This is a genomic window from Aeromonas sp. HMWF015 (assembly GCF_963878965.1).
In the GTDB taxonomy this organism is placed as follows: Bacteria; Pseudomonadota; Gammaproteobacteria; order Enterobacterales; family Aeromonadaceae; genus Aeromonas; species Aeromonas veronii.
Genome location: NZ_CAWNZT010000283.1, coordinates 7,704 through 25,775 on the forward strand (window position 1 = coordinate 7,704; position 18,072 = coordinate 25,775).

The window sequence follows — 18,072 nt, forward strand, 5'->3', positions numbered from 1 at the left end:
CCACCACGTTGACGAACAGACCCAGCTGGTTGGCACTCTGATAAACCAGTGCGTTGACTCCGAGGTTGTCGGTCGCCGCCACTACCAAAATCTGGCCTGCCAGATGGGCCGGAGTGAAGCGCTCGGCCAGATGGGTGAAACGACCGGTGAATTCCGCAAATTCCGGTTCAAGCTCCGGGGAGACCAAGGTCAGCCGGGCACCGGCTGCCAGCAGCAGGCGCGCCTTGCGCAGGGCAACCTCGCCCCCGCCCACCAGCAGTACCGGGCGGCCTTCCAACTTGGCAAACATAGGTAAATAATCCATTTCGGCCCATCCCTCGGAACACGACTAATATGGGGCGACTATAGGCAGGGCAGCTTATCCCTCAAAATAATAAAAAATGCTTTTTAATGCGTTTTAGTAATTAACAAAGTCAATTCATGACAAAGGCGTACGAAGTCACTTGTGGTACCTGACGCCAGACCATAGGCTAGGGACTGTGTTTCATAAGGAGCTAAATGATGAATGAATCATTGATTGTGCTAGGGATTTTTGTGTTCCTGGTGCTCGCCACCCTGAGCGCGGGCATCAAGATCGTGCCCCAGGGCTACAACTGGACGGTGGAGCGCTTCGGCCGCTACACCCGCACCCTGACCCCGGGCCTCAACCTGTTGATCCCCTATGTGGATCGGGTCGGCCACAAGATCATCATGATGGAGCAGGTGCTGGATATCCCGGCACAAGAGGTGATCTCCCGCGATAACGCCAACGTCACCATCGACGCCATCAGCTTTGTGCAGGTGGTGGATGCCCGCAAAGCGGGCTACGAGGTCAACGATCTCACCAGCGCCATCCGCAATCTCACCATGACCAATATGCGCACTGTGCTCGGCGCCATGGAGCTGGACGAGATGCTCTCCCAGCGCGACACCATCAACGAGAAGCTGCTGCGCACCATGGATGCCGCCACCGCCCCCTGGGGCATCAAGGTGACCCGCATCGAGATTAAAGATGTGCGCCCGCCGCTGGCACTGGTCGAGGCGATGAACGCCCAGATGAAGGCCGAGCGCCAGAAACGGGCCGAGGTACTGGAGGCCGAAGGGGTGCGCCAGTCCAAAATCCTGAAAGCGGAAGGGGAGAAGCAGTCCCAGATCCTGAAAGCCGAAGGTGAGCGTCAGGCCGCCTTCCTCGCCGCCGAAGCGCGGGAGCGGGCAGCCGAGGCGGAAGCCAAGGCGACCCACATGGTTTCCCAGGCGATTGCGGAAGGAGACCTGCAGGCCATCAACTACTTCGTGGCTCAGAAGTACACCGAGGCACTGGCCCGCATCGGTGAAGGCCCCAACAGCAAGATCATCATGATGCCGCTGGAAGCAGGCAGCCTGATTGGCTCTGTGGCTGGTATGGCCGAGCTGTTCAACAAAGATTGCAAGGGCAGCAAGTCATGACAGCCCTGTTAGAGGGGCTGACCCACTGGCATTGGCTGGGGCTCGGCTTCATTCTGCTGGCCATCGAGGTGCTCGGCTCAGTGGGCTTTTTGCTCTGGACCGGCATCGCCGCGCTGGAAGTGGGGCTACTACTGCTGATCTGGCCCTTTGGCTGGCAGGCGCAGTTGCTGCTGTTTGCGGTGCAATCCCTGCTCACCACCTGGGCCTGGTGGCGCTGGCAGCACCAGCGTGACAACTCGGGTCAGGATGCAGCCAGCACCATCAACGAGCGGATGCAGAGCTATATGGGCCGCGAGCTGACCCTGCTGGATGATGTCGCCCAAGGCACCAGCCGGGTACATCTGGACGATACGGTCTGGACGGTGCGCTGCGACGAGTCGCTGCCAGCTGGCAGCAAGGTCACGGTGGTGGGGGCTGACTCCCACATCCTGCTGGTTGAACCCCGCAACTGACGCAACTCTGCCATCGAGTCATAAAAAAGCCCGCGATCGCTCGCGGGCTTTTGTCTCTCTGGCGGCCACTCAGGTACGCAACCGATCGAGCTGACTGGCCAGCGCCGTGGCTGCTTGCTCCAGCGCTTCGCTCAGTTGATGGCTGGAGCTGGCCTCCTGCCCGATCACGTTGGCGGTATCGCCGATCCGCATCAGGTTCTGGTTGATGGTATCGCTCACCGCACTCTGCTGCTCGGCGGCGGTGGCTACCTGACTGATGTGGTCGTGGATCTGCTGGATCTGGGCCACCACCCGATTGAGCGCCTCAAACGCCTGCTCGGTACCCTGCACCGTGGTAGTGGAGCGCTCGATACCGGTATTCATCAGACGCTGGCTGCTGCTCACCTCGGTCTGCAGGCTGCCAATCAGCTGGCCAATCTCGTCGGTCGATTCACGGGTCTTGGTCGCCAGCGCCCGCACCTCGTCCGCCACCACGGCAAAGCCGCGGCCCATGTCACCCGCCCGCGCCGCTTCGATGGCGGCGTTGAGGGCCAGCAGGTTGGTCTGCTCGGCAATGGCGCGGATCACATCGAGGATCCGGCTGATATTGGTGCTGCGCTGTGCCACCAGCGCCACCGCTTTATCCGCCTCATGCATATCGCCGACCAGAGTATGGATCTCGTTGCGAGCATTGCTGAGGGTCTGCTGGGCGGTATTGATGTGGTGGGTCGCCGCTTCCGACTCCTGCGCTGCCTGCTCGGCATAACCCGCCACGCTGACTGCCGTGGTGCTCATCTGATGCATGGCGCTCACCACGCTCTCCAGCTCCAGATTCTGCTCGTCCAGACTGTTGCGCATGGTGTCGGCGGTATGTTTCATCTCCCGCGCCTGCTGGTAGACCTGCTGGCCGATCCCCTTGCTCATTTGCACCATGCCCCGCAGCTTGCCGAGGAAGGCATTGAGCTGGGACCCCAGATCGATCAGCTCCTGATGGGTGTCGATCTCCATCTGCTGGGTCAGGTCCCCCTCATTGCTGGAGAGATGGCCCACATGGCGGCTGATAAGAGAAAGTGGCGCGGTAATGGTCTGGATAAACCAGACCAGCAGCCCCAGCACCAACAGGGTAATCCCGCCCATGGCGATGATCTGCTGCCGCTGGCCATCCACCAGCAGGGCGCCCAGTTCATTGCTGATGGCGTGCGCCTTGCTCAGCGCCAGCGCCTTGGGCACCTTGATCATCAACCACCACTGGGTATTGGCTGCCTCAACCCGGATGGGCTGATGAAGAATAAAGTCACTGTCGCTGCTGACCGGCTGACCGTCAGGCAGGGTCAGGCCCACCTCCTTGAGTGGACGGCCCAGCTTGTCGGCATAGCGGTTGCTGCCCACAATCAGCCCCATCTTGCTGACCAGGGTCACATCCGCCTTGTTGTCATAGAGGCTCTTGCCAAGGTTTTCAGCCAGTTGCTGGAAGATGGGCAGGTTCATATCCACCCCGGCCAGCCCGACAAACTTGCCGTCACGCAGCACGGGCACCGTCAGACTGGTCATCAACATCTTGTTGCCCGGGCTGATTTCGTAGAGGTAGGGCTCCATCAGGCAGGGCTGGCAGGTATCGCGACCACAGAGATACCACTCGCTGTTGCGAATGCCGAACTCGTTGAGGGAGGTATCAAACTTGGCCTCGCTGGCGGCGGCGTCCACCGCTTGCTGAGCGACGGCCCCTCCCTGATCCTTGGTGAAATAGACCTCCAGACTCCCCTTTCCTGCCACCGAGTGGCTGGCCCCGCCCAGCCAGTTGCCATCTTCGCCATCATAGCCATCCGGTTCAAACTGGGCATAAATGGAGCTGATCCCGCTCGCCTGCTGCAGGCTGCTGCCGAGCAGAAACTCCACTTGGGGCCGCGACAACCGCAGTTCCGGTTTGGCCATCCCGGCTTCAATCTGGGCGGTCACGGTCAGGGGGATCTGATAGGAGTTCTGCATCAGCGAGGCAATCTGGATGGCATAGCGCTCTGCCTGATACTGCAGGCTGCGGGAGACCTCCTCTTCCAGTGCATCGCTGGTCTGGGTCATCACCATGTTGCGAAGGGAGCTGAAAGAGGCCGATTGCAGCAGGGTCATGGCCAGCCCGGTCAGCAGAAACAGCCCCATGGTAAGGCACAACAACTTGAACTTGAGGGAACGTTGCTTCATGCGACAACTCCTTATGGCAGAATAACAACGAATTACTTGAGTATATTCGCCCACTTGCGCTTCACCCGATTTGTTGATGGGTTTGTGGCAGGCTTCTGGTTATAATTTTTGCCTTCCCGAGCGTTGATGGAACAGTCGCAATGAGCAATGCACTGAGCAGTGTCCCGCCGGTAGTCGCAATGGACTACCCCTTTCCGGCCAAACCTCTTCCCCTGAGTGCCGAGCAGAGAACGACCTTGACCACAGAAATCAAGGCGCTGCTCAAGGAGCGCAAAGCGGTACTGGTTGCCCACTACTACACGGATCCCGAGATCCAGGCGCTGGCCGAAGCCACCGGCGGTTTCGTCGGTGACTCGCTGGAGATGGCCCGCTTTGGCCGCGATCACGAGGCGCAAACCCTGATCGTCGCCGGGGTGCGCTTTATGGGGGAAACCTCCAAGATCCTGAGCCCCCACAAGCGGGTGCTGATGCCGACTCTGGAGGCCGAATGCTCCCTCGATCTGGGCTGTCCCATCGAACAGTTCTCCGCCTTCTGCGATGCCAATCCCGACCATACCGTGGTGGTCTACGCCAATACCTCGGCCGCCGTCAAAGCGCGGGCTGACTGGGTGGTGACCTCCAGCATTGCGCTGGAGATCGTCGAACACCTCGACAGTCTGGGTCACAAAATCATCTGGGGCCCGGATCGCCATCTGGGTGCCTATATCGAGAAGAAAACCGGGGCGCAGATGCTGCGCTGGCAAGGCCACTGCATCGTCCACGACGAGTTCAAGGCCCGCGCCCTGCGCGAGCTGAAAGAGCAGAATCCGGATGCCGCCGTGCTGGTTCATCCGGAATCCCCCGCCTCGGTGATCGAGCTGGCCGATGCGGTGGGCTCCACCAGTCAGCTGATCAAGGCAGCCAAGGAGCTGCCCCAGCAGAAGCTGATCGTGGCGACCGATCGGGGCATCTTCTACAAGATGCAGCAGGCCTGTCCGGAGAAAGAGATGGTGGAAGCACCGACCGGTGGCGATGGTGCTACCTGCCGCAGCTGCGCCCACTGCCCCTGGATGGCGATGAACGGTCTGGTGGCGATCAAGGAGGCCCTCACCGATGGTGCCGAGCGCCACGAGATCCATGTCGACGAAGATCTGCGGGTCAAAGCCTTGATCCCCCTCGACCGGATGCTCAATTTCGCCGCCGAACTCAAGCTCAAGACTCAGGGCAACGCCTGATTGCCGCCGTCACGAGATGCAAAGAGGGCTCCCGCGGGAGCCCTCTTTATTTATCTGAACCTAATCCAACTCAGATGATTACGGTGGAGAGGCTGTGCTCTTCATCCGGCGCAACGGTCACACCCGCCTCACCGGCGATGGCCGCTTCGACGCAGAGCATGGTGCGATAGCCATCGTCACTCATGTCGGCCATGGCGGTAGCCCCTTCCAGCCAGGGGGTCCAGACCACCACGCTGTCGTGGTTGCCACTGACAACCCGGGTCTCGCGCTCACCATCCTGCACGCTCACCAGCGCCTCTGGCTGCCAGTAGACCCGATCCAGCGGCCCACTCAGGGTCAATGCACCCTGCTGCTTGGCATCCTGCCCGGTCAGCTTGTCGGCATAGGGCTCACCCAGACCGCTCACGCTCACCGCCTCTGGTGCGCTGATCTGCAAATAGGTGTGCAGCGCACCGCTATAAGTCAGCGGCTGAGCTCCTGTGTTGCGAGTGGTCAGCACCAGCGAGAGCTCTTTGCCAACCAGCACGTCCAGCTCCAGCTCGAAGGGGTGATCCCACAGGGCGCGGGTTGCGTCGCTGTCGCGCAGGGAGAGATGAACGAGCGTGCCATCGGCGTGATCGGAGACCCCGTCCAGCATCCAGAGGGTGGTGCGGGCAAAACCGTGGGAGGGCTTGCCGCTACCAACGCGGGCGGGCGCCGGACCAAACCAGGGCCAGCAGATCGGGATACCACCGCGAACAGGCTTGCTGCCATCCAGCACCGCCTTGTCACTCAACCAGATGGAGGCTGGCTCGCCATGACGCTGATAGCTCAGCACATGGGCGCCAAACAGGCTGATTTCTGCCTTGGCATAGTCGTTGTTGATGGTGAGAACCGGCAGACCGGCGGCATTGTTGGCAAGCTTGCAATTGGCGGTCAGGGGACGAATGGATTGCATGTGGACTCCTGTCATCAGGGGAAACCGAAAAACAAAAAGGCGGCCCATGGCCGCCTTTTTCAAGCTACGCGATTGCGCATCCCAAATTACTTGGAGATGTGAGCGATCAGGTCCAGAACTTTGCTGGAGTAGCCCATTTCGTTGTCGTACCAGGATACAACTTTAACGAATTTGTCGTTCAGCTGGATACCAGCCTTGGCGTCGAATACAGAAGTCTGACGCTCACCCAGGAAGTCGGTAGATACAACTTCGTCTTCGGTGTAGCCCAGAACGCCTTTCATAGCGCCTTCGGAAGCAGCTTTCATCGCTTCGCAGATTTCTGCGTAGGTGGCAGCTTTCTTCAGGTTAACGGTCAGGTCAACAACAGACACGTCCGGAGTCGGAACACGGAAAGCCATACCGGTCAGCAGGCCTTTCAGTTCCGGGATAACTACGCCAACAGCTTTGGCAGCACCGGTAGAGGACGGGATGATGTTCTGAGCCGCACCGCGGCCACCACGCCAGTCTTTGGCAGACGGACCATCAACGGTCTTCTGGGTAGCAGTGGTAGCGTGAACGGTGGTCATCAGGCCAGACTCGATACCGAAGGTATCGTTCAGAACCTTGGCGATCGGGGCCAGGCAGTTGGTGGTGCAGGAAGCGTTGGAAACGATGTCCTGGCCAGCGTAGGTAGAGTCGTTAACACCCATTACGAACATCGGGGTAGCGTCTTTGGACGGGCCAGTCAGAACAACTTTCTTGGCACCAGCAGCGATGTGCTTACGAGCAGTCTCGTCGGTCAGGAACAGACCGGTAGCTTCAGCAACAACGTCAACACCGATTTCGCCCCACTTCAGGTTGGCCGGGTCACGCTCAGCGGTAACACGTACGGTTTTGCCGTTTACAACCAGGTTGCCGTCTTTAACTTCAACGGTACCGTTGAAACGACCGTGAGTTGAATCGTACTTCAGCATGTAAGCCATGTAGTCAACATCGATCAGGTCGTTGATACCAACAACTTCGATGTCTGCACGCTCGCAAGCCAGACGGAATACGAAACGACCGATACGGCCAAAACCGTTAATACCTACTTTGATAGTCATATTTAGTTACCTAACTGTTCAGTAGTCAAAGAAAATTCCGCTTGTAAATTTACTAGAACTCTCCGGTGAGTCAACCAACATTCTGTCTGAAATTGCGCTATATCATGAAAAACTGTGAAATTAATTTTCTGTTTATGTAACTGATTACCACGTTTTGACGAAAAAAGTGCCAGATCGTGGCATCGCGCAGATATCAACAATAGTGCCTACTCGGTCACACAACCATTCACAGAGATATGTAAAAATGTGCGCGGTTTAGCATGGCCAAAGAGCCACTGTTCAAGTACCACTCCATAAAAATCAAACAAAAAAATAGTATAGATAGAATCCACAGCGGGAATTCTCAAACTATGACCACCCTGATTGAACAGCTGGCTGCCGCAAAAGGTATCGCCAGCGAGTATGTCGATGCCTGGGGCCACCCGGCCCAGGTATCAGAAGAGAGCAAGGCCGCCATGCTGGGCGCCATGGGCTACCGCGTCGATGACGAGGCCGCACTGGTGCAGCAGCTGGAAGAGGAGCATCGCCAGCACTGGCTGCGGGCGCTGGATCCTGTGATGGTGGTTCGCACCGGCGACGCCGTTACCCTTGAGGTTCGCCTCCCCATCGAATTCGTCAACGACGCCCTCACTTGGCAGCTCCAGCAGGAGCAGGGTGCTGTGTTGTCCGGTCAATTCACCCCCATCGAGGGTGAGCTGGTCGGCGTGGCCGAATTTGAAGAGATGGAGTGCCAGGCCTATCGCGTCACGTTGGAGATGGCCCCGGAGCTGGGTTATCACCAGCTGGTGCTGCTGGAAGAGGGCAATGACGAGCCGCTGGCCACCATGCGCCTCATCGTTGCCCCCAAGGCCTGCTACAAGCAGGCGCCGATTGCCGATGGCCGCAAGGTATGGGGCCCGAGCGTGCAGCTCTACTGCCTGCGCAGCCGCCACAACTGGGGTATCGGTGATTTCAGCGATCTGGGCCAGCTGGTCGAGAAAGCGGCCGCCTGGGGTGCCCACTTCGTCGGCCTCAACCCTATCCACGCCCTCTATCCGGCTAATCCGGAGAGCGCCAGTCCCTACAGCCCCTCTTCCCGTCGCTGGCTCAACGTGGCCTATATCAATGTGGAAGCGGTGCCCGAATTCCAGCAGAGCGATCGCCTGAAAGCGGAAGTGGCAAGCCCTGCCTTCCAGCAACATCTGGCCGATCTGCGCGCCAAAGAGAACGTCGATTACACCGGCGTGATCCAGACCAAACTCGGCATGCTGCGTCAGGTGTTCGACGAAGCCACCCAGAGTGTCGAGCGTCAGGCCGCCTTTGATGCCTTCGTGGCCGCCGGTGGCGACAGCCTGCAACAGCAGGCAGCATTTGATGCCCTGCAGGCCCACTTCTATGCCAAAGGCGAAAATGCCTGGGGCTGGCCGGTATGGCCGCAGGAGCTGCGCGATTACCACAACCCTGCCGTTGCCGCCTGGATGGCCGAGCACCCGCAAGATGTCAACTTCTACCTCTATCTGCAGTTCCTGGCTGACGAACAACTGGCGCAAGCCGATGCCCGCGCCAAGGCTGCCGGCATGGTGATGGGGATCTATCGGGATCTGGCGGTGGGCGTCTCCGAAGGCTCCACCGAGATCTGGGCCAACCAGGATCTCTACTGCCCGAAAGCCTCGGTCGGTGCGCCGCCCGATATCCTCGGCCCGCTTGGTCAGAACTGGGGCCTGCCCCCGATGAACCCGAACAAGCTGTTTGAAGCGGCCTACCAGCCGATGGTGGACTTGTTCCGTGCCAACATGCGCTCCTGCGGCGCACTGCGCATCGACCACGTGATGGCCTTGCTGCGCCTGTGGTGGGTACCACCCGGAGCGTCCGCCGCCAAGGGCGCCTACATCTATTATCCGGTCAACGATCTGCTGGGCATTCTGGCCCTAGAATCCCACCGCAATCAGTGCCTGCTGATCGGCGAGGATCTGGGCACCGTGCCGGAGGGGATCGACGTGACCCTGAAAGAGAACGGCGTTCACTCCTACAAGGTGTTCTTCTTCGAACGCTCCAAGGAAGATGGCGGCTTTATCTCCCCGGCGCACTACACCGAGCAGGCGATGTCGGCCCTGACCACCCACGACATGCCGACCCTCAAGGGCTTCTGGCATTGCGACGATCTGGCACTCGGCCGTCAACTGGGTCTGTATCCGGATGAAGATGTATTGAAGACTCTGTATGCTGATCGTCACCAGGCCAAACAGCGGATCCTCGATAGCCTGCATGCCCACAAGGTCATCTCTGACAACATCAGTCATGACGTGAACTGGGTAGGCATGAACACCGAACTCAACCATGGTCTGCAGATCCACATGTCCCGCGGCAGCTGCGCCCTGTTCAGTACCCAGCTTGAAGACTGGCTGGAGATGGACAAGCCGGTCAACGTACCGGGCACCAGTTACGAATACCCCAACTGGCGCCGCAAGCTCTCCGCTGATCTGGAAGATATTTTTGCCAATGAGGCACTCAAGGCACTGGCTGGCAAGATGAGCCAAGCCCGTGATGAGGCCAGTCGTTGAGACGCTGTCTCTCACAGCGTTCTCACCTAAATCCACTCCGGCTTCGGCCGGAGTGGATGCTCTGTCATGAAAGGAAATCTCGATGCTCGTTGAACGTTTGGTTGCTGCCCGCTGTTCCGATCCCTTCTCTCACTTAGGCCTGCAGGCCAATCCGGATGGGCCCGGCCTCAAACTGACCGCCTGGTTGCCTGATGCCCTCGAAGTTCGCGTCAAGGATCTCAAGTCGGGCAAAGTCGTTGCCACCCTGGCGCCCACCGATGAATCGGGTCTTTTTGAAACTGTTTTCACCCGCCGCAAAAACTCCTTCCCCTATCAGCTGATCGCCAGCTACCAAGATGCCACCACCGAGGTCATCGACCCCTATCAGTTTCAGGATGCCGCCTGGGCAGGCCTGGCCGAACTGACAGCCCAGCCGGAAAACCTCTACCACACCCTTGGCGCCCAGCTGCGCACCGTGGAGCATCTTGGCCAGCAGGTGGAAGGGGTGCGTTTTGCGGTCTATGCGCCGAGCGCCACCGCCGTGAGCCTCATCGGCGATTTCAACTTCTGGGATGGCCGCCGCCATCCGATGCAGCGCAGCCTCTGCGGTCACTGGGTGCTGTTTGTGCCGGGCCTCAAGGCCGGGGATCGCTACAAGTTCGAGCTCAAGGACCCCATGGGCAACCGGCTGCCCCACAAGAGCGATCCGGTCGGCTTTTACTGCGAGCAGTATCCGTCGTTCGCCTCCGTGGTCTATGACCACGCCCAGTATCAGTGGCAGGATGCCGAGTGGATTGCCAGCCAGCACAACGACAAGCGTGAGCAACCCCTCTCCATCTATGAGCTCCATGTCGGCTCCTGGAAACGCCACCCCAATGGCGACAGCCTGAGCTGGCGCGAGCTGGCAGTGGAGCTGGTCGCCTACGTCAAGGAGATGGAGTACACCCACATCGAGCTGCTGCCGGTCTCCGAGCACCCCTTCAGCGGCTCCTGGGGCTACCAGCCGGTGGGCATGTTCTCCCCCACCAGCCGCTACGGCACCGCCGATGATTTCAAATACTTCGTCGACCAGTGCCACCAGGCCGGGATCGGCATCATTCTGGACTGGGTGCCCGCCCACTTCCCGTCCGATGCCCACGGACTGGCCCGTTTCGACGGCACCCCGCTCTACGAATATGAAGATCCGCGCCGTGGCTGGCACCCGGACTGGAACTCCTACATCTACGACTTTGGCCGCGACACAGTGCGCCAGTTCCTGGTGGCGAGCGCCCTGTTCTGGCTCGACAAGTTCCACATCGACGGACTGCGGGTGGATGCGGTTGCCTCCATGCTCTATCTGGACTACTCCCGCAACGCCGGTGAGTGGGTACCGAACGTCGATGGCGGCAACCACAACTACGAAGCGATCAGCCTGCTCAAGTGGACCAACGAGGAGGTCTACGGCAAGTACCCCCACGCCATGACCATCGCCGAAGAGTCCACCGCCTTTGCCGGTGTCTCCCGCCCCACCTTCCTCGGCGGCCTCGGCTTTGGCTTCAAGTGGAATATGGGCTGGATGCACGACACCCTCACCTATATGCAGAAAGAACCGATCCACCGTCGCTACCACCACAACGACATGACCTTCTCCATGGTTTACCACTATGACGAGAACTTCATCCTGTCGCTCTCCCACGACGAGGTGGTGCACGGCAAGCACTCCATGCTCTACAAGATGCCGGGCGACGAGTGGCAGCAAGCCGCCAACCTGCGCGCCTACATGGGCTTCATGTACGCCCACCCGGGCAAGAAGCTCAACTTCATGGGCACCGAGATCGCCCAGAGCAACGAGTGGAACCACGATGCCCAACTGCCGTGGCATCTGCTGCAATATCCCAAGCATGCCGGTCAGCAGCGGCTGATCCACGATCTCAACTACCTCTACCGTCATGAGCCTGCCTTGTATCAGGCCGATTATGAGCAGACCGGCTTCCGCTGGCTGGATCACAACGATGCCGACAACAGCATCTTTGCCTGGCTGCGGGCGGACAAAGAGGGCAAGCAGGCTATTGTGGTGGCTTGCAACTTCACCCCGGTGCCCCGTATCGAATATCGGATCGGCGTTCCTGCGGCGGGCTACTATCGGGTGGTGCTCAACACCGACAGCGAGTATTACTGGGGCAGTAACTATGATGTAGGTCTGGTGTTCGCTGCCGAGCCGACCCCCTGGCAGGGGATGGCACACAGCATAGTGCTGGATCTGCCGCCGCTGGCGACCTTGTTTATCAAACAGGAGTCTTGATGCTTGTAATGGAAAAAGGGGTGGGCTACCCGCTGGGGGCCCGCCTTGACGAGAACGGTTGCCACTTCTGCGTCTGGGCCCCCCAGTCGGACAAGGTGGAGATCTGCCTGTACGACGAGCAGGAGCAGGAGCTGATGCGGCTGGAGTTGCCCGGCCGCCGTGGCCAGTATCGCTTTGGCTACGTGCGCGGCGTACAGGCCGGTCAGCGCTACGGCTATCGGGTCTATGGTACTCCGCAGGAGGGGATGCTGTTCGATCCGCAAAAACTGCTGATTGACCCCTACGCCAGGGCGCTCAGTCGTCCCACCTATTGGGATGAAGCCCTCTATCAGGGGGACAGTGCCGGGATGATTGCCAAGTCGGTGGTAGTGAATGACAGCTTTGACTGGCAAGGGGTTGGCAAACCCGGGATCAGCCCGGCCCGCACCATTATCTACGAGACCCACGTCAAGGGCTTTACCAAGCAGCATCCGGGGATCCCCAAAGCGCTGCAGGGCACCTACCTTGGCATCTGTCACCCGCTGGTTATCGAGCATATGAAGAGTCTCGGCATCACCTCGGTGCAGCTGATGCCGGTGGCCGCCTTCATGTCGGAACCGCGACTTGAGCAGCTGGGACTCACCAACTACTGGGGCTACAACCCCATTGCCTTCTTCGCCCCGGAGCCGCGTTACAGCACCCGAGCAGACGAGGCGGTGACCGAGTTCAAGACCATGGTGCGCGAGCTGCACCGGGCCGGGCTCGAGGTGATCCTGGATGTGGTCTACAACCACACTGCCGCCTCTGGCTTCGACGGCCCCACCCTCTCGTTCAAGGGCTTTGACAACGCCGGTTACTACGCCTTCGAAGCGGGTCCCCACGGCCCGGACTACACCCGTCACGCCAACGTGACCGGCTGTGGCAACAGCGTCAATCTGGATCACCCCAACACCCTGCGGCTGGTGCTCGATGCCCTGCGTTACTGGGTCACCGAGATGCAGGTGGACGGCTTCCGTTTCGATCTGGCGGTGACGCTGGCGCGGGAAGCAGGAGAGTTCGAGCCCATGGGCGCCTTCTTCAAGGCCGTGATGGCCGACCCTATGCTGTCACAGGTCAAGCTCATCGCCGAACCCTGGGATATCGGCCCCTTCGGCTACCGGCTGGGTCAGTTCCCGAGCCAGTGGCAGGAGATCAATGACCGCTATCGCGATACTGTGCGCGCCTTCTGGCGCGGTGATGCGGGCAAGATGGGGGACTTTGCCACCCGCTTGGTGGGGTCGCGGGATATCTTCCCGAAGAACTGGCGCTCCCCCCACACCAGCGTCAACTACCTCTGCTATCACGACGGTTTCACCCTGGAGGATCTGGTCTCCTACAACCAGCGCCACAATCAGGCCAACGGTGAGGACAATCGCGATGGCCACGGCAACAACCTCTCCTATAACCACGGGGTGGAGGGGCCGACTCTGGATCCTCGGGTCAACAGCCTGCGCCAGCAGCAGAAGCGCAATCTGATTGCCACCCTGCTGCTCTCCCAAGGTACTCCCCACTTCCTCGCCGGGGACGAGATGGGCCGCAGCCAGCTTGGCAACAACAACGCCTACTGCCAGGACAACCAGATCAGCTGGGTCAACTGGCAGTGGCGGCCAGAAGACGAGCGGCTGTTCGCCTTCACCCAGCAGATGATGGCGCTGCGGGCGGAGTCCAGCGTCTTCTCCAACCTGCAACTGAGCGACGACAGCTGGAATGGCACCCCATCCAGCTGCCATCAGGTCAACTGGTATCACCCGGACGGCCACCAGCTCACCGATCAGGATTGGCACGCCCCCATGGGGCAGGCGTTCGCCATGGATATCGGCATGATCAACTGTGTCGGCGAGCGCTGGTACGTACTGTTCAACGCCAGCGATTATGACATCCAGTTCCGCCTGCCACCGCCGGGGGAAGGGCTGGAGTGGATCCAGACCATCGACACCGCCACCAACGATGGCCTCCCCTTCCTGCCCGATGACATCAAACGGCAGGTAGCGGTCGGCCGGGCCCACTCCCTCAAACTGCTGGAGCGGGTGGCGCTGGCCAGCACGGCGGAGGATGCCCAGCCACCGCAGCAGGAAATTCTCCCTGCATCCGGTGAGGAGATGGTTGCCACCTCGATCACAGATACTGGCAAAGCATAAGAGGCATGCTGGAGTCAGCTTTACGGAGCCGTTATGCTGGGCTCCGGTATGGATGGCAAGGAGTCGGTATGAGCAGTAACAATCCGGAACAGTGGCGTAGCAAACTGACCCCCGAGCAGTTTCACGTCTGCTGGGAGAAGGGCACCGAGCGCCCCTACAGCGGTGCCCTGCTCCACAATCGCAAGAGCGGCGACTACCTCTGTGTCTGCTGCAAGAGCGTGCTGTTTCACTCAGGAGCCAAGTTTGATTCCGGCTGCGGCTGGCCCTCGTTCGACAAGGCCATCGAGGGGACGGTGGAGTACACCGAGGACAACAGCCACGGCATGAAGCGAGTGGAGATCACCTGCCGCCAGTGCGGCTCTCACCTCGGTCACGTCTTCCCCGACGGACCGACCGAGACAGGCCAGCGCTACTGCGTCAACAGCCTGAGTCTGGATTTCGATCCCGACGCTTAAGCGGCTGACCCATTGCAATAAAAACGGCGCCTCCATCACGGAGGCGCCGTTTTTTATCGGGATTTCACCGGCTTCACGCCAGCAGGATAGCTGCCATCACCAACAGGGCCGCGATGGCCGGCACCGGCAACTTCAACACCCGCAGCAGATAAAAGCCGATGGCCGCCAGCGCCAGATCGGTCGGCGCCAGCACCGCGCTCTGCCACACCGGCTGATAGAGGGCCGCCAGCAGCAAGCCCACCACGGCGGCGTTGATTCCGGTGACGGCCCCCGCCAGACGGGGCTGGGCCAGCCACTGTTGCCAGCAGGGGCCCACCGCCCAGAGCAGCAGAAAGCCGGGTGCAAAGAGCGCCAGGGTCGCCAACAGGGCCCCGATCAGCGGCATCTCGGGCTGCAGCTGGGCGCCAAGATAGGTGGCAAGGGTAAACATGGGGCCCGGCACCAACTGGGCCAGGCTGTAACCGGTCAGAAACTGCTGCTCGTTGAGAGTGTGTCCCACGCTCTCTTGCAGTAGCGGCAGCACCACATGGCCACCGCCAAACACCAGACTACCGGCGCGATAGAAGTCAGCAACCAGCTGGCCAATCGGGCTACCGAGCAGCGGCAGGCCGATAAAAAGGATGCCAAACAGCAGCAGGGTTGGCCAATGAGGCTGACTGCTGGCGGCAGAAGGCAGCTCGGCGGAGGCTGGCACACTACCCGCCCCGCTCTGGCTGCGGGTGCAGATCAGCGCAGCTCCCGCCAGCATCAACAGTTGAGTCAGCAGACCGGGCTGCCACCAGAGTGCAGCAGCGGTCACCACCATGATCCCTTGGGTCATTCCCGTGGCACAGAACTGACGACTCATGGTGAGCACCGCATCGGCCACCACGATGAGCGCCAGCAGCTTGAGGCCATGCAGCGCCGCATCGAGCCACAGATTGCTGCCCAGCTGGCCGATGCCGATCGCGGCCGCCAGTAGCAGAAGAAATGAGGGCAGCGTAAAGCCGACAAAAGCAGAGAGCGCCCCGCCCAGACCGGCGCGATGACGACCGATGGCGAAACCAAGCTGGCTGGAGGCGGGCCCCGGCAGCAGTTGGCACAGAGCCAGCAGGCGGGCAAATTCGGCCTGTGTCAGCCAGCCGAGCCGCTGGACGAAGGCGCGCTGGAAATAACCGATATGAGCGGCCGGACCACCAAAACTGATGCATCCCAGCCATAAAAACTGAATAAATACCTGTCCCACGCTCTCCTCCCTCTCCTCCCGATGGAGAGGGGATATTATGACAGCGCGATGATCGTTTTATGACAATCAGACTGATTAGGCCGACACCATTGGCGCATCACCCGGCAGATAGCAGCGTCCCGCCAGCCAGCAGGCGATGGATTGGCGGCTGGCATCGAAGTGGGGCTCGGGCAACTCGCGCGGATCGCACCAGACCCAGCCTTCGCACTTCTCCGGCTCCAGCAGCTGCGGCTCACCATCGGCCCGGGCGTGCAACGTCACCGAGATATAGTGCAGCCCGCTCTCGCGCCAGGTCTCCAGATTGTTGGTCACCGCCACCACCTCGGGCCCGTGGATCTCAAGTCCGGTCTCCTCGGCCACCTCGCGGATCGCCGCCGACTCGAAGCTCTCCCCCAACTCCAGATGACCACCCGGGATCGACCAGTAGGGGGCATGGCTCCCTTTGCGTTTGCCAAACAGCACCTGGCCTTGGGCGTTGGTCAGGATGACGCCGACCCCGACGCGGGGATAGAGAGTGGACATGAAAACGCTCCTTCAATCAGGCAATAAAACGGCCCCACCTTAGGCCCAAGGAGGGCACAGGGCAAGCCCCGGCTGCACGGCACCTGCGCCTGTCGGTAGCCCCTCCCCTTGCCCCTTAACCGGTTATCACTGATGCTGGGGAGTGAAGCCCGGATGGAGAGGTCATCCCAATCCTCTCAGTCCCCCATCACCCCGAGGAGTCCGCCATGAAAAAATTGCTCCCCCTGTGCGCTCTGCTGCTCACGGCTTGCCAAACCACGCCGCCCCCCAACTCGCTCGCCATCGATGATGCCGACGCCTGGCAGGCCATTTGCAAAGATGGCACCCGGGTTCGCGCCGTGGTGGCAGAGGGGATCTGTGGGGATCATCGCGGGGTAGCCATGTGGACGAATAAGCCAAGAGCTGAACGGATGGCAGAAGAAGCCGCCAAATAGTGTGATCCAGGCACCATAAAATGACACTGCCGGCCAATTGGCCGGATTTTTTCGCGATCTCGCCAGCACTTTGCCATCTTGTTCATGGTGCGCTCAGTTTTCTGTTCCCATACTGGCCCTACAGTTCCAAAAGAGGAGAGACAAGATGCAAACATCCATCGTCGGGCTCTCCATTCTGTGGGGGCTAGCCAGTTTTGGTGTTCAGGGGGATTTCATCGAGAGCCGTGATTCCGTTGCGCCATCCTGGCAAGCCGAGTCCAGAGTGGAGATGGAAGGTTATCTGATTGAATCGCTTGGCGAAGATCGCTGGTTGTTCGACAACGGCAGCGAGAGCCTGCTGGTCTCCCTGCCCGAGGGGCAGTGGGTGCCGACCGGCGAGCGGCTGCGAGTCAGCGGCGAACCGCAGCAGGAGCAGAGCGGCTGGCTGCTGCAGGTGGAAGACATCAGCCAGGTCTGCGTCTGACCACGGCAGTCGCCATTCCCCGTCACCGCGACAGCTAATCCAGACCCGATAACCACTACCGAATAACCAAGAGCGAATAGCAAAAGAGGAGGCCACTGGCCTCCTCTTTCTGTTTCGATAAGCGGCTTGCGCGGGCTCAACCCAGATGGTTGAGCGGCAGCGCCGTCTTGTGCTTGATGCGGCGCAGCACGAAGCTGGAGCGCACCCCGGTCACCCCCGGAATATGGGTCAGCTTGTCCAGCAGGAAGTGCTGGTAGTGCTCCATGTCGCGCACCACCACCTTGAGCTGGTAGTCGGCATCGTTGCCGGTGATGAGATCACACTCCAGCACTTCGGGCAGTTCGCTGATGGCGCGATCGAAATTCTCGAACCGCTCGGGCGTGTGTCTGTCCATGGAAATGTGAATGTAGGCGGTGAGGGTGAGGCCAAGCTGGCGGGCGTTGAGCAGAGTAACGTGGGTGTCGATGAGGCCGGCATCCTCCAGCGCCTTGACCCGGCGGGAGCAGGGGGACGGGGAGAGCCCCACCAGCTCGGCCAGTTCCAGATTGCTGATGCGGCCATTCTCCTGCATCAGCTCGAGAATATGTCTGTCTATGCGATCAAGTTTCAGCATTTACCCTTCCTCGTTGCAATGACTAATCCACTTTTCCTAGATTAAGGGTGAACTATTGCAAAAACAACCGAAATAAGTGGTTACTTTGCAACCACTCACCGGCACGGGAGGGATACTAT

The 18,072-nt window shown here is 60.2% G+C and carries 16 protein-coding genes; 9 read left to right on the forward strand and 7 right to left on the reverse strand.

The window, feature by feature from the left end; genetic code table 11:
- Positions 1-304 (reverse strand): precorrin-2 dehydrogenase/sirohydrochlorin ferrochelatase family protein (locus tag AACS18_RS23520; protein ID WP_258228718.1); only part of this gene is annotated, 304 nt, incomplete at its 3' end.
- 197 nt (positions 305-501) lie between these two features.
- On the opposite strand from AACS18_RS23520, the gene AACS18_RS14665 reads away from it, so the two are divergent.
- Entirely contained in the window at positions 502-1,425 is a 924-nt protein-coding gene (locus AACS18_RS14665) for an SPFH domain-containing protein (RefSeq protein WP_108612553.1), read from the forward strand.
- The gene (locus AACS18_RS14670; protein ID WP_108612554.1) at positions 1,422-1,877 is read left to right on the forward strand and encodes an NfeD family protein; all 456 of its coding nucleotides are present in this window, start codon (positions 1,422-1,424) and stop codon (positions 1,875-1,877) included. The genes AACS18_RS14665 and AACS18_RS14670 overlap by 4 nt, the downstream gene beginning before the upstream one ends.
- A 69-nt stretch (positions 1,878-1,946) precedes the next feature.
- Here AACS18_RS14670 and AACS18_RS14675 read toward each other — a convergent pair whose 3' ends face one another.
- The gene (locus AACS18_RS14675) at positions 1,947-4,052 is read right to left on the reverse strand and encodes a methyl-accepting chemotaxis protein (protein WP_108612555.1); all 2,106 of its coding nucleotides are present in this window, start codon (positions 4,050-4,052) and stop codon (positions 1,947-1,949) included.
- A 140-nt stretch (positions 4,053-4,192) separates the two neighbouring features.
- Here AACS18_RS14675 and nadA point away from each other — a divergent pair, with 140 nt between their 5' ends.
- Positions 4,193-5,266 carry a quinolinate synthase NadA gene (gene nadA, locus AACS18_RS14680; RefSeq protein ID WP_005335706.1) on the forward strand — a complete coding sequence of 358 codons (1,074 nt, stop codon included), beginning with the start codon at positions 4,193-4,195 and terminating at the stop codon, positions 5,264-5,266.
- A gap of 70 nt (positions 5,267-5,336) precedes the next feature.
- Here nadA and AACS18_RS14685 read toward each other — a convergent pair whose 3' ends face one another.
- Both AACS18_RS14685 and gap read right to left on the reverse strand, forming a co-directional pair.
- Entirely contained in the window at positions 5,337-6,203 is an 867-nt protein-coding gene (locus AACS18_RS14685) for a D-hexose-6-phosphate mutarotase (RefSeq protein WP_108612556.1), read from the reverse strand.
- Between the two features lie 86 nt (positions 6,204-6,289).
- Complete coding sequence (gene gap / locus AACS18_RS14690) at positions 6,290-7,285, reverse strand: type I glyceraldehyde-3-phosphate dehydrogenase (RefSeq protein WP_005335708.1); 996 nt, start codon at positions 7,283-7,285, stop codon at positions 6,290-6,292.
- A gap of 350 nt (positions 7,286-7,635) precedes the next feature.
- Between gap and malQ the strand changes: the two genes are divergently transcribed.
- The 4 genes from malQ to msrB all read left to right on the forward strand — a co-directional run bounded on the left by malQ (position 7,636) and on the right by msrB (position 14,696).
- Positions 7,636-9,825 (forward strand): 4-alpha-glucanotransferase, encoded by a 2,190-nt coding sequence (gene malQ / locus AACS18_RS14695; RefSeq protein ID WP_181363288.1) that lies wholly within the window; start codon positions 7,636-7,638, stop codon positions 9,823-9,825.
- Between the two features lie 82 nt (positions 9,826-9,907).
- On the forward strand, positions 9,908-12,085 hold the full coding sequence (glgB, locus tag AACS18_RS14700; RefSeq protein WP_108612558.1) for a 1,4-alpha-glucan branching protein GlgB: 2,178 nt from the start codon (positions 9,908-9,910) through the stop codon (positions 12,083-12,085).
- Entirely contained in the window at positions 12,085-14,241 is a 2,157-nt protein-coding gene (gene glgX, locus AACS18_RS14705) for a glycogen debranching protein GlgX (RefSeq protein ID WP_108612559.1), read from the forward strand. The genes glgB and glgX overlap by 1 nt, the downstream gene beginning before the upstream one ends.
- 68 nt (positions 14,242-14,309) lie before the next feature.
- Complete coding sequence (gene msrB, locus AACS18_RS14710; RefSeq protein WP_005354730.1) at positions 14,310-14,696, forward strand: peptide-methionine (R)-S-oxide reductase MsrB; 387 nt, start codon at positions 14,310-14,312, stop codon at positions 14,694-14,696.
- Positions 14,697-14,769: 73 nt separating this feature from the next.
- Here msrB and chrA read toward each other — a convergent pair whose 3' ends face one another.
- Complete coding sequence (gene chrA, locus AACS18_RS14715; protein WP_108612560.1) at positions 14,770-15,921, reverse strand: chromate efflux transporter; 1,152 nt, start codon at positions 15,919-15,921, stop codon at positions 14,770-14,772.
- Between the two features lie 75 nt (positions 15,922-15,996).
- Positions 15,997-16,443, reverse strand: coding sequence for a nucleotide triphosphate diphosphatase NUDT15 (locus AACS18_RS14720; protein ID WP_108612561.1), 447 nt, complete (start codon positions 16,441-16,443; stop codon positions 15,997-15,999).
- A 206-nt stretch (positions 16,444-16,649) separates the two neighbouring features.
- Between AACS18_RS14720 and AACS18_RS14725 the strand changes: the two genes are divergently transcribed.
- Both AACS18_RS14725 and AACS18_RS14730 read left to right on the forward strand, forming a co-directional pair.
- Entirely contained in the window at positions 16,650-16,877 is a 228-nt protein-coding gene (locus AACS18_RS14725) for a hypothetical protein (protein WP_005335715.1), read from the forward strand.
- 145 nt (positions 16,878-17,022) lie between these two features.
- On the forward strand, positions 17,023-17,340 hold the full coding sequence (locus AACS18_RS14730; RefSeq protein ID WP_005335716.1) for a hypothetical protein: 318 nt from the start codon (positions 17,023-17,025) through the stop codon (positions 17,338-17,340).
- 136 nt (positions 17,341-17,476) lie between these two features.
- Here AACS18_RS14730 and AACS18_RS14735 read toward each other — a convergent pair whose 3' ends face one another.
- A complete protein-coding gene (locus AACS18_RS14735; RefSeq protein WP_005304871.1) occupies positions 17,477-17,953 on the reverse strand; it encodes an Lrp/AsnC family transcriptional regulator in 477 nt (158 codons plus the stop codon).
- Positions 17,954-18,072 lie beyond the last annotated feature (119 nt).

Coding starts and splice junctions, on each gene's coding strand:
- AACS18_RS14670 (WP_108612554.1), top strand. CDS start 1,422: ATGACAGCCCTGTTAGAGGGGCTGACCCACTGGCATTGGCTGGGGCTC.
- AACS18_RS14735 (WP_005304871.1), bottom strand. CDS start 17,953: ATGCTGAAACTTGATCGCATAGACAGACATATTCTCGAGCTGATGCAG.
- malQ (WP_181363288.1), top strand. CDS start 7,636: ATGACCACCCTGATTGAACAGCTGGCTGCCGCAAAAGGTATCGCCAGC.
- nadA (WP_005335706.1), top strand. CDS start 4,193: ATGAGCAATGCACTGAGCAGTGTCCCGCCGGTAGTCGCAATGGACTAC.
- gap (WP_005335708.1), bottom strand. CDS start 7,285: ATGACTATCAAAGTAGGTATTAACGGTTTTGGCCGTATCGGTCGTTTC.
- AACS18_RS14730 (WP_005335716.1), top strand. CDS start 17,023: ATGCAAACATCCATCGTCGGGCTCTCCATTCTGTGGGGGCTAGCCAGT.
- msrB (WP_005354730.1), top strand. CDS start 14,310: ATGAGCAGTAACAATCCGGAACAGTGGCGTAGCAAACTGACCCCCGAG.
- AACS18_RS14685 (WP_108612556.1), bottom strand. CDS start 6,203: ATGCAATCCATTCGTCCCCTGACCGCCAATTGCAAGCTTGCCAACAAT.
- glgX (WP_108612559.1), top strand. CDS start 12,085: ATGCTTGTAATGGAAAAAGGGGTGGGCTACCCGCTGGGGGCCCGCCTT.
- glgB (WP_108612558.1), top strand. CDS start 9,908: ATGCTCGTTGAACGTTTGGTTGCTGCCCGCTGTTCCGATCCCTTCTCT.
- AACS18_RS14720 (WP_108612561.1), bottom strand. CDS start 16,443: ATGTCCACTCTCTATCCCCGCGTCGGGGTCGGCGTCATCCTGACCAAC.
- AACS18_RS14665 (WP_108612553.1), top strand. CDS start 502: ATGAATGAATCATTGATTGTGCTAGGGATTTTTGTGTTCCTGGTGCTC.
- AACS18_RS14725 (WP_005335715.1), top strand. CDS start 16,650: ATGAAAAAATTGCTCCCCCTGTGCGCTCTGCTGCTCACGGCTTGCCAA.
- AACS18_RS14675 (WP_108612555.1), bottom strand. CDS start 4,052: ATGAAGCAACGTTCCCTCAAGTTCAAGTTGTTGTGCCTTACCATGGGG.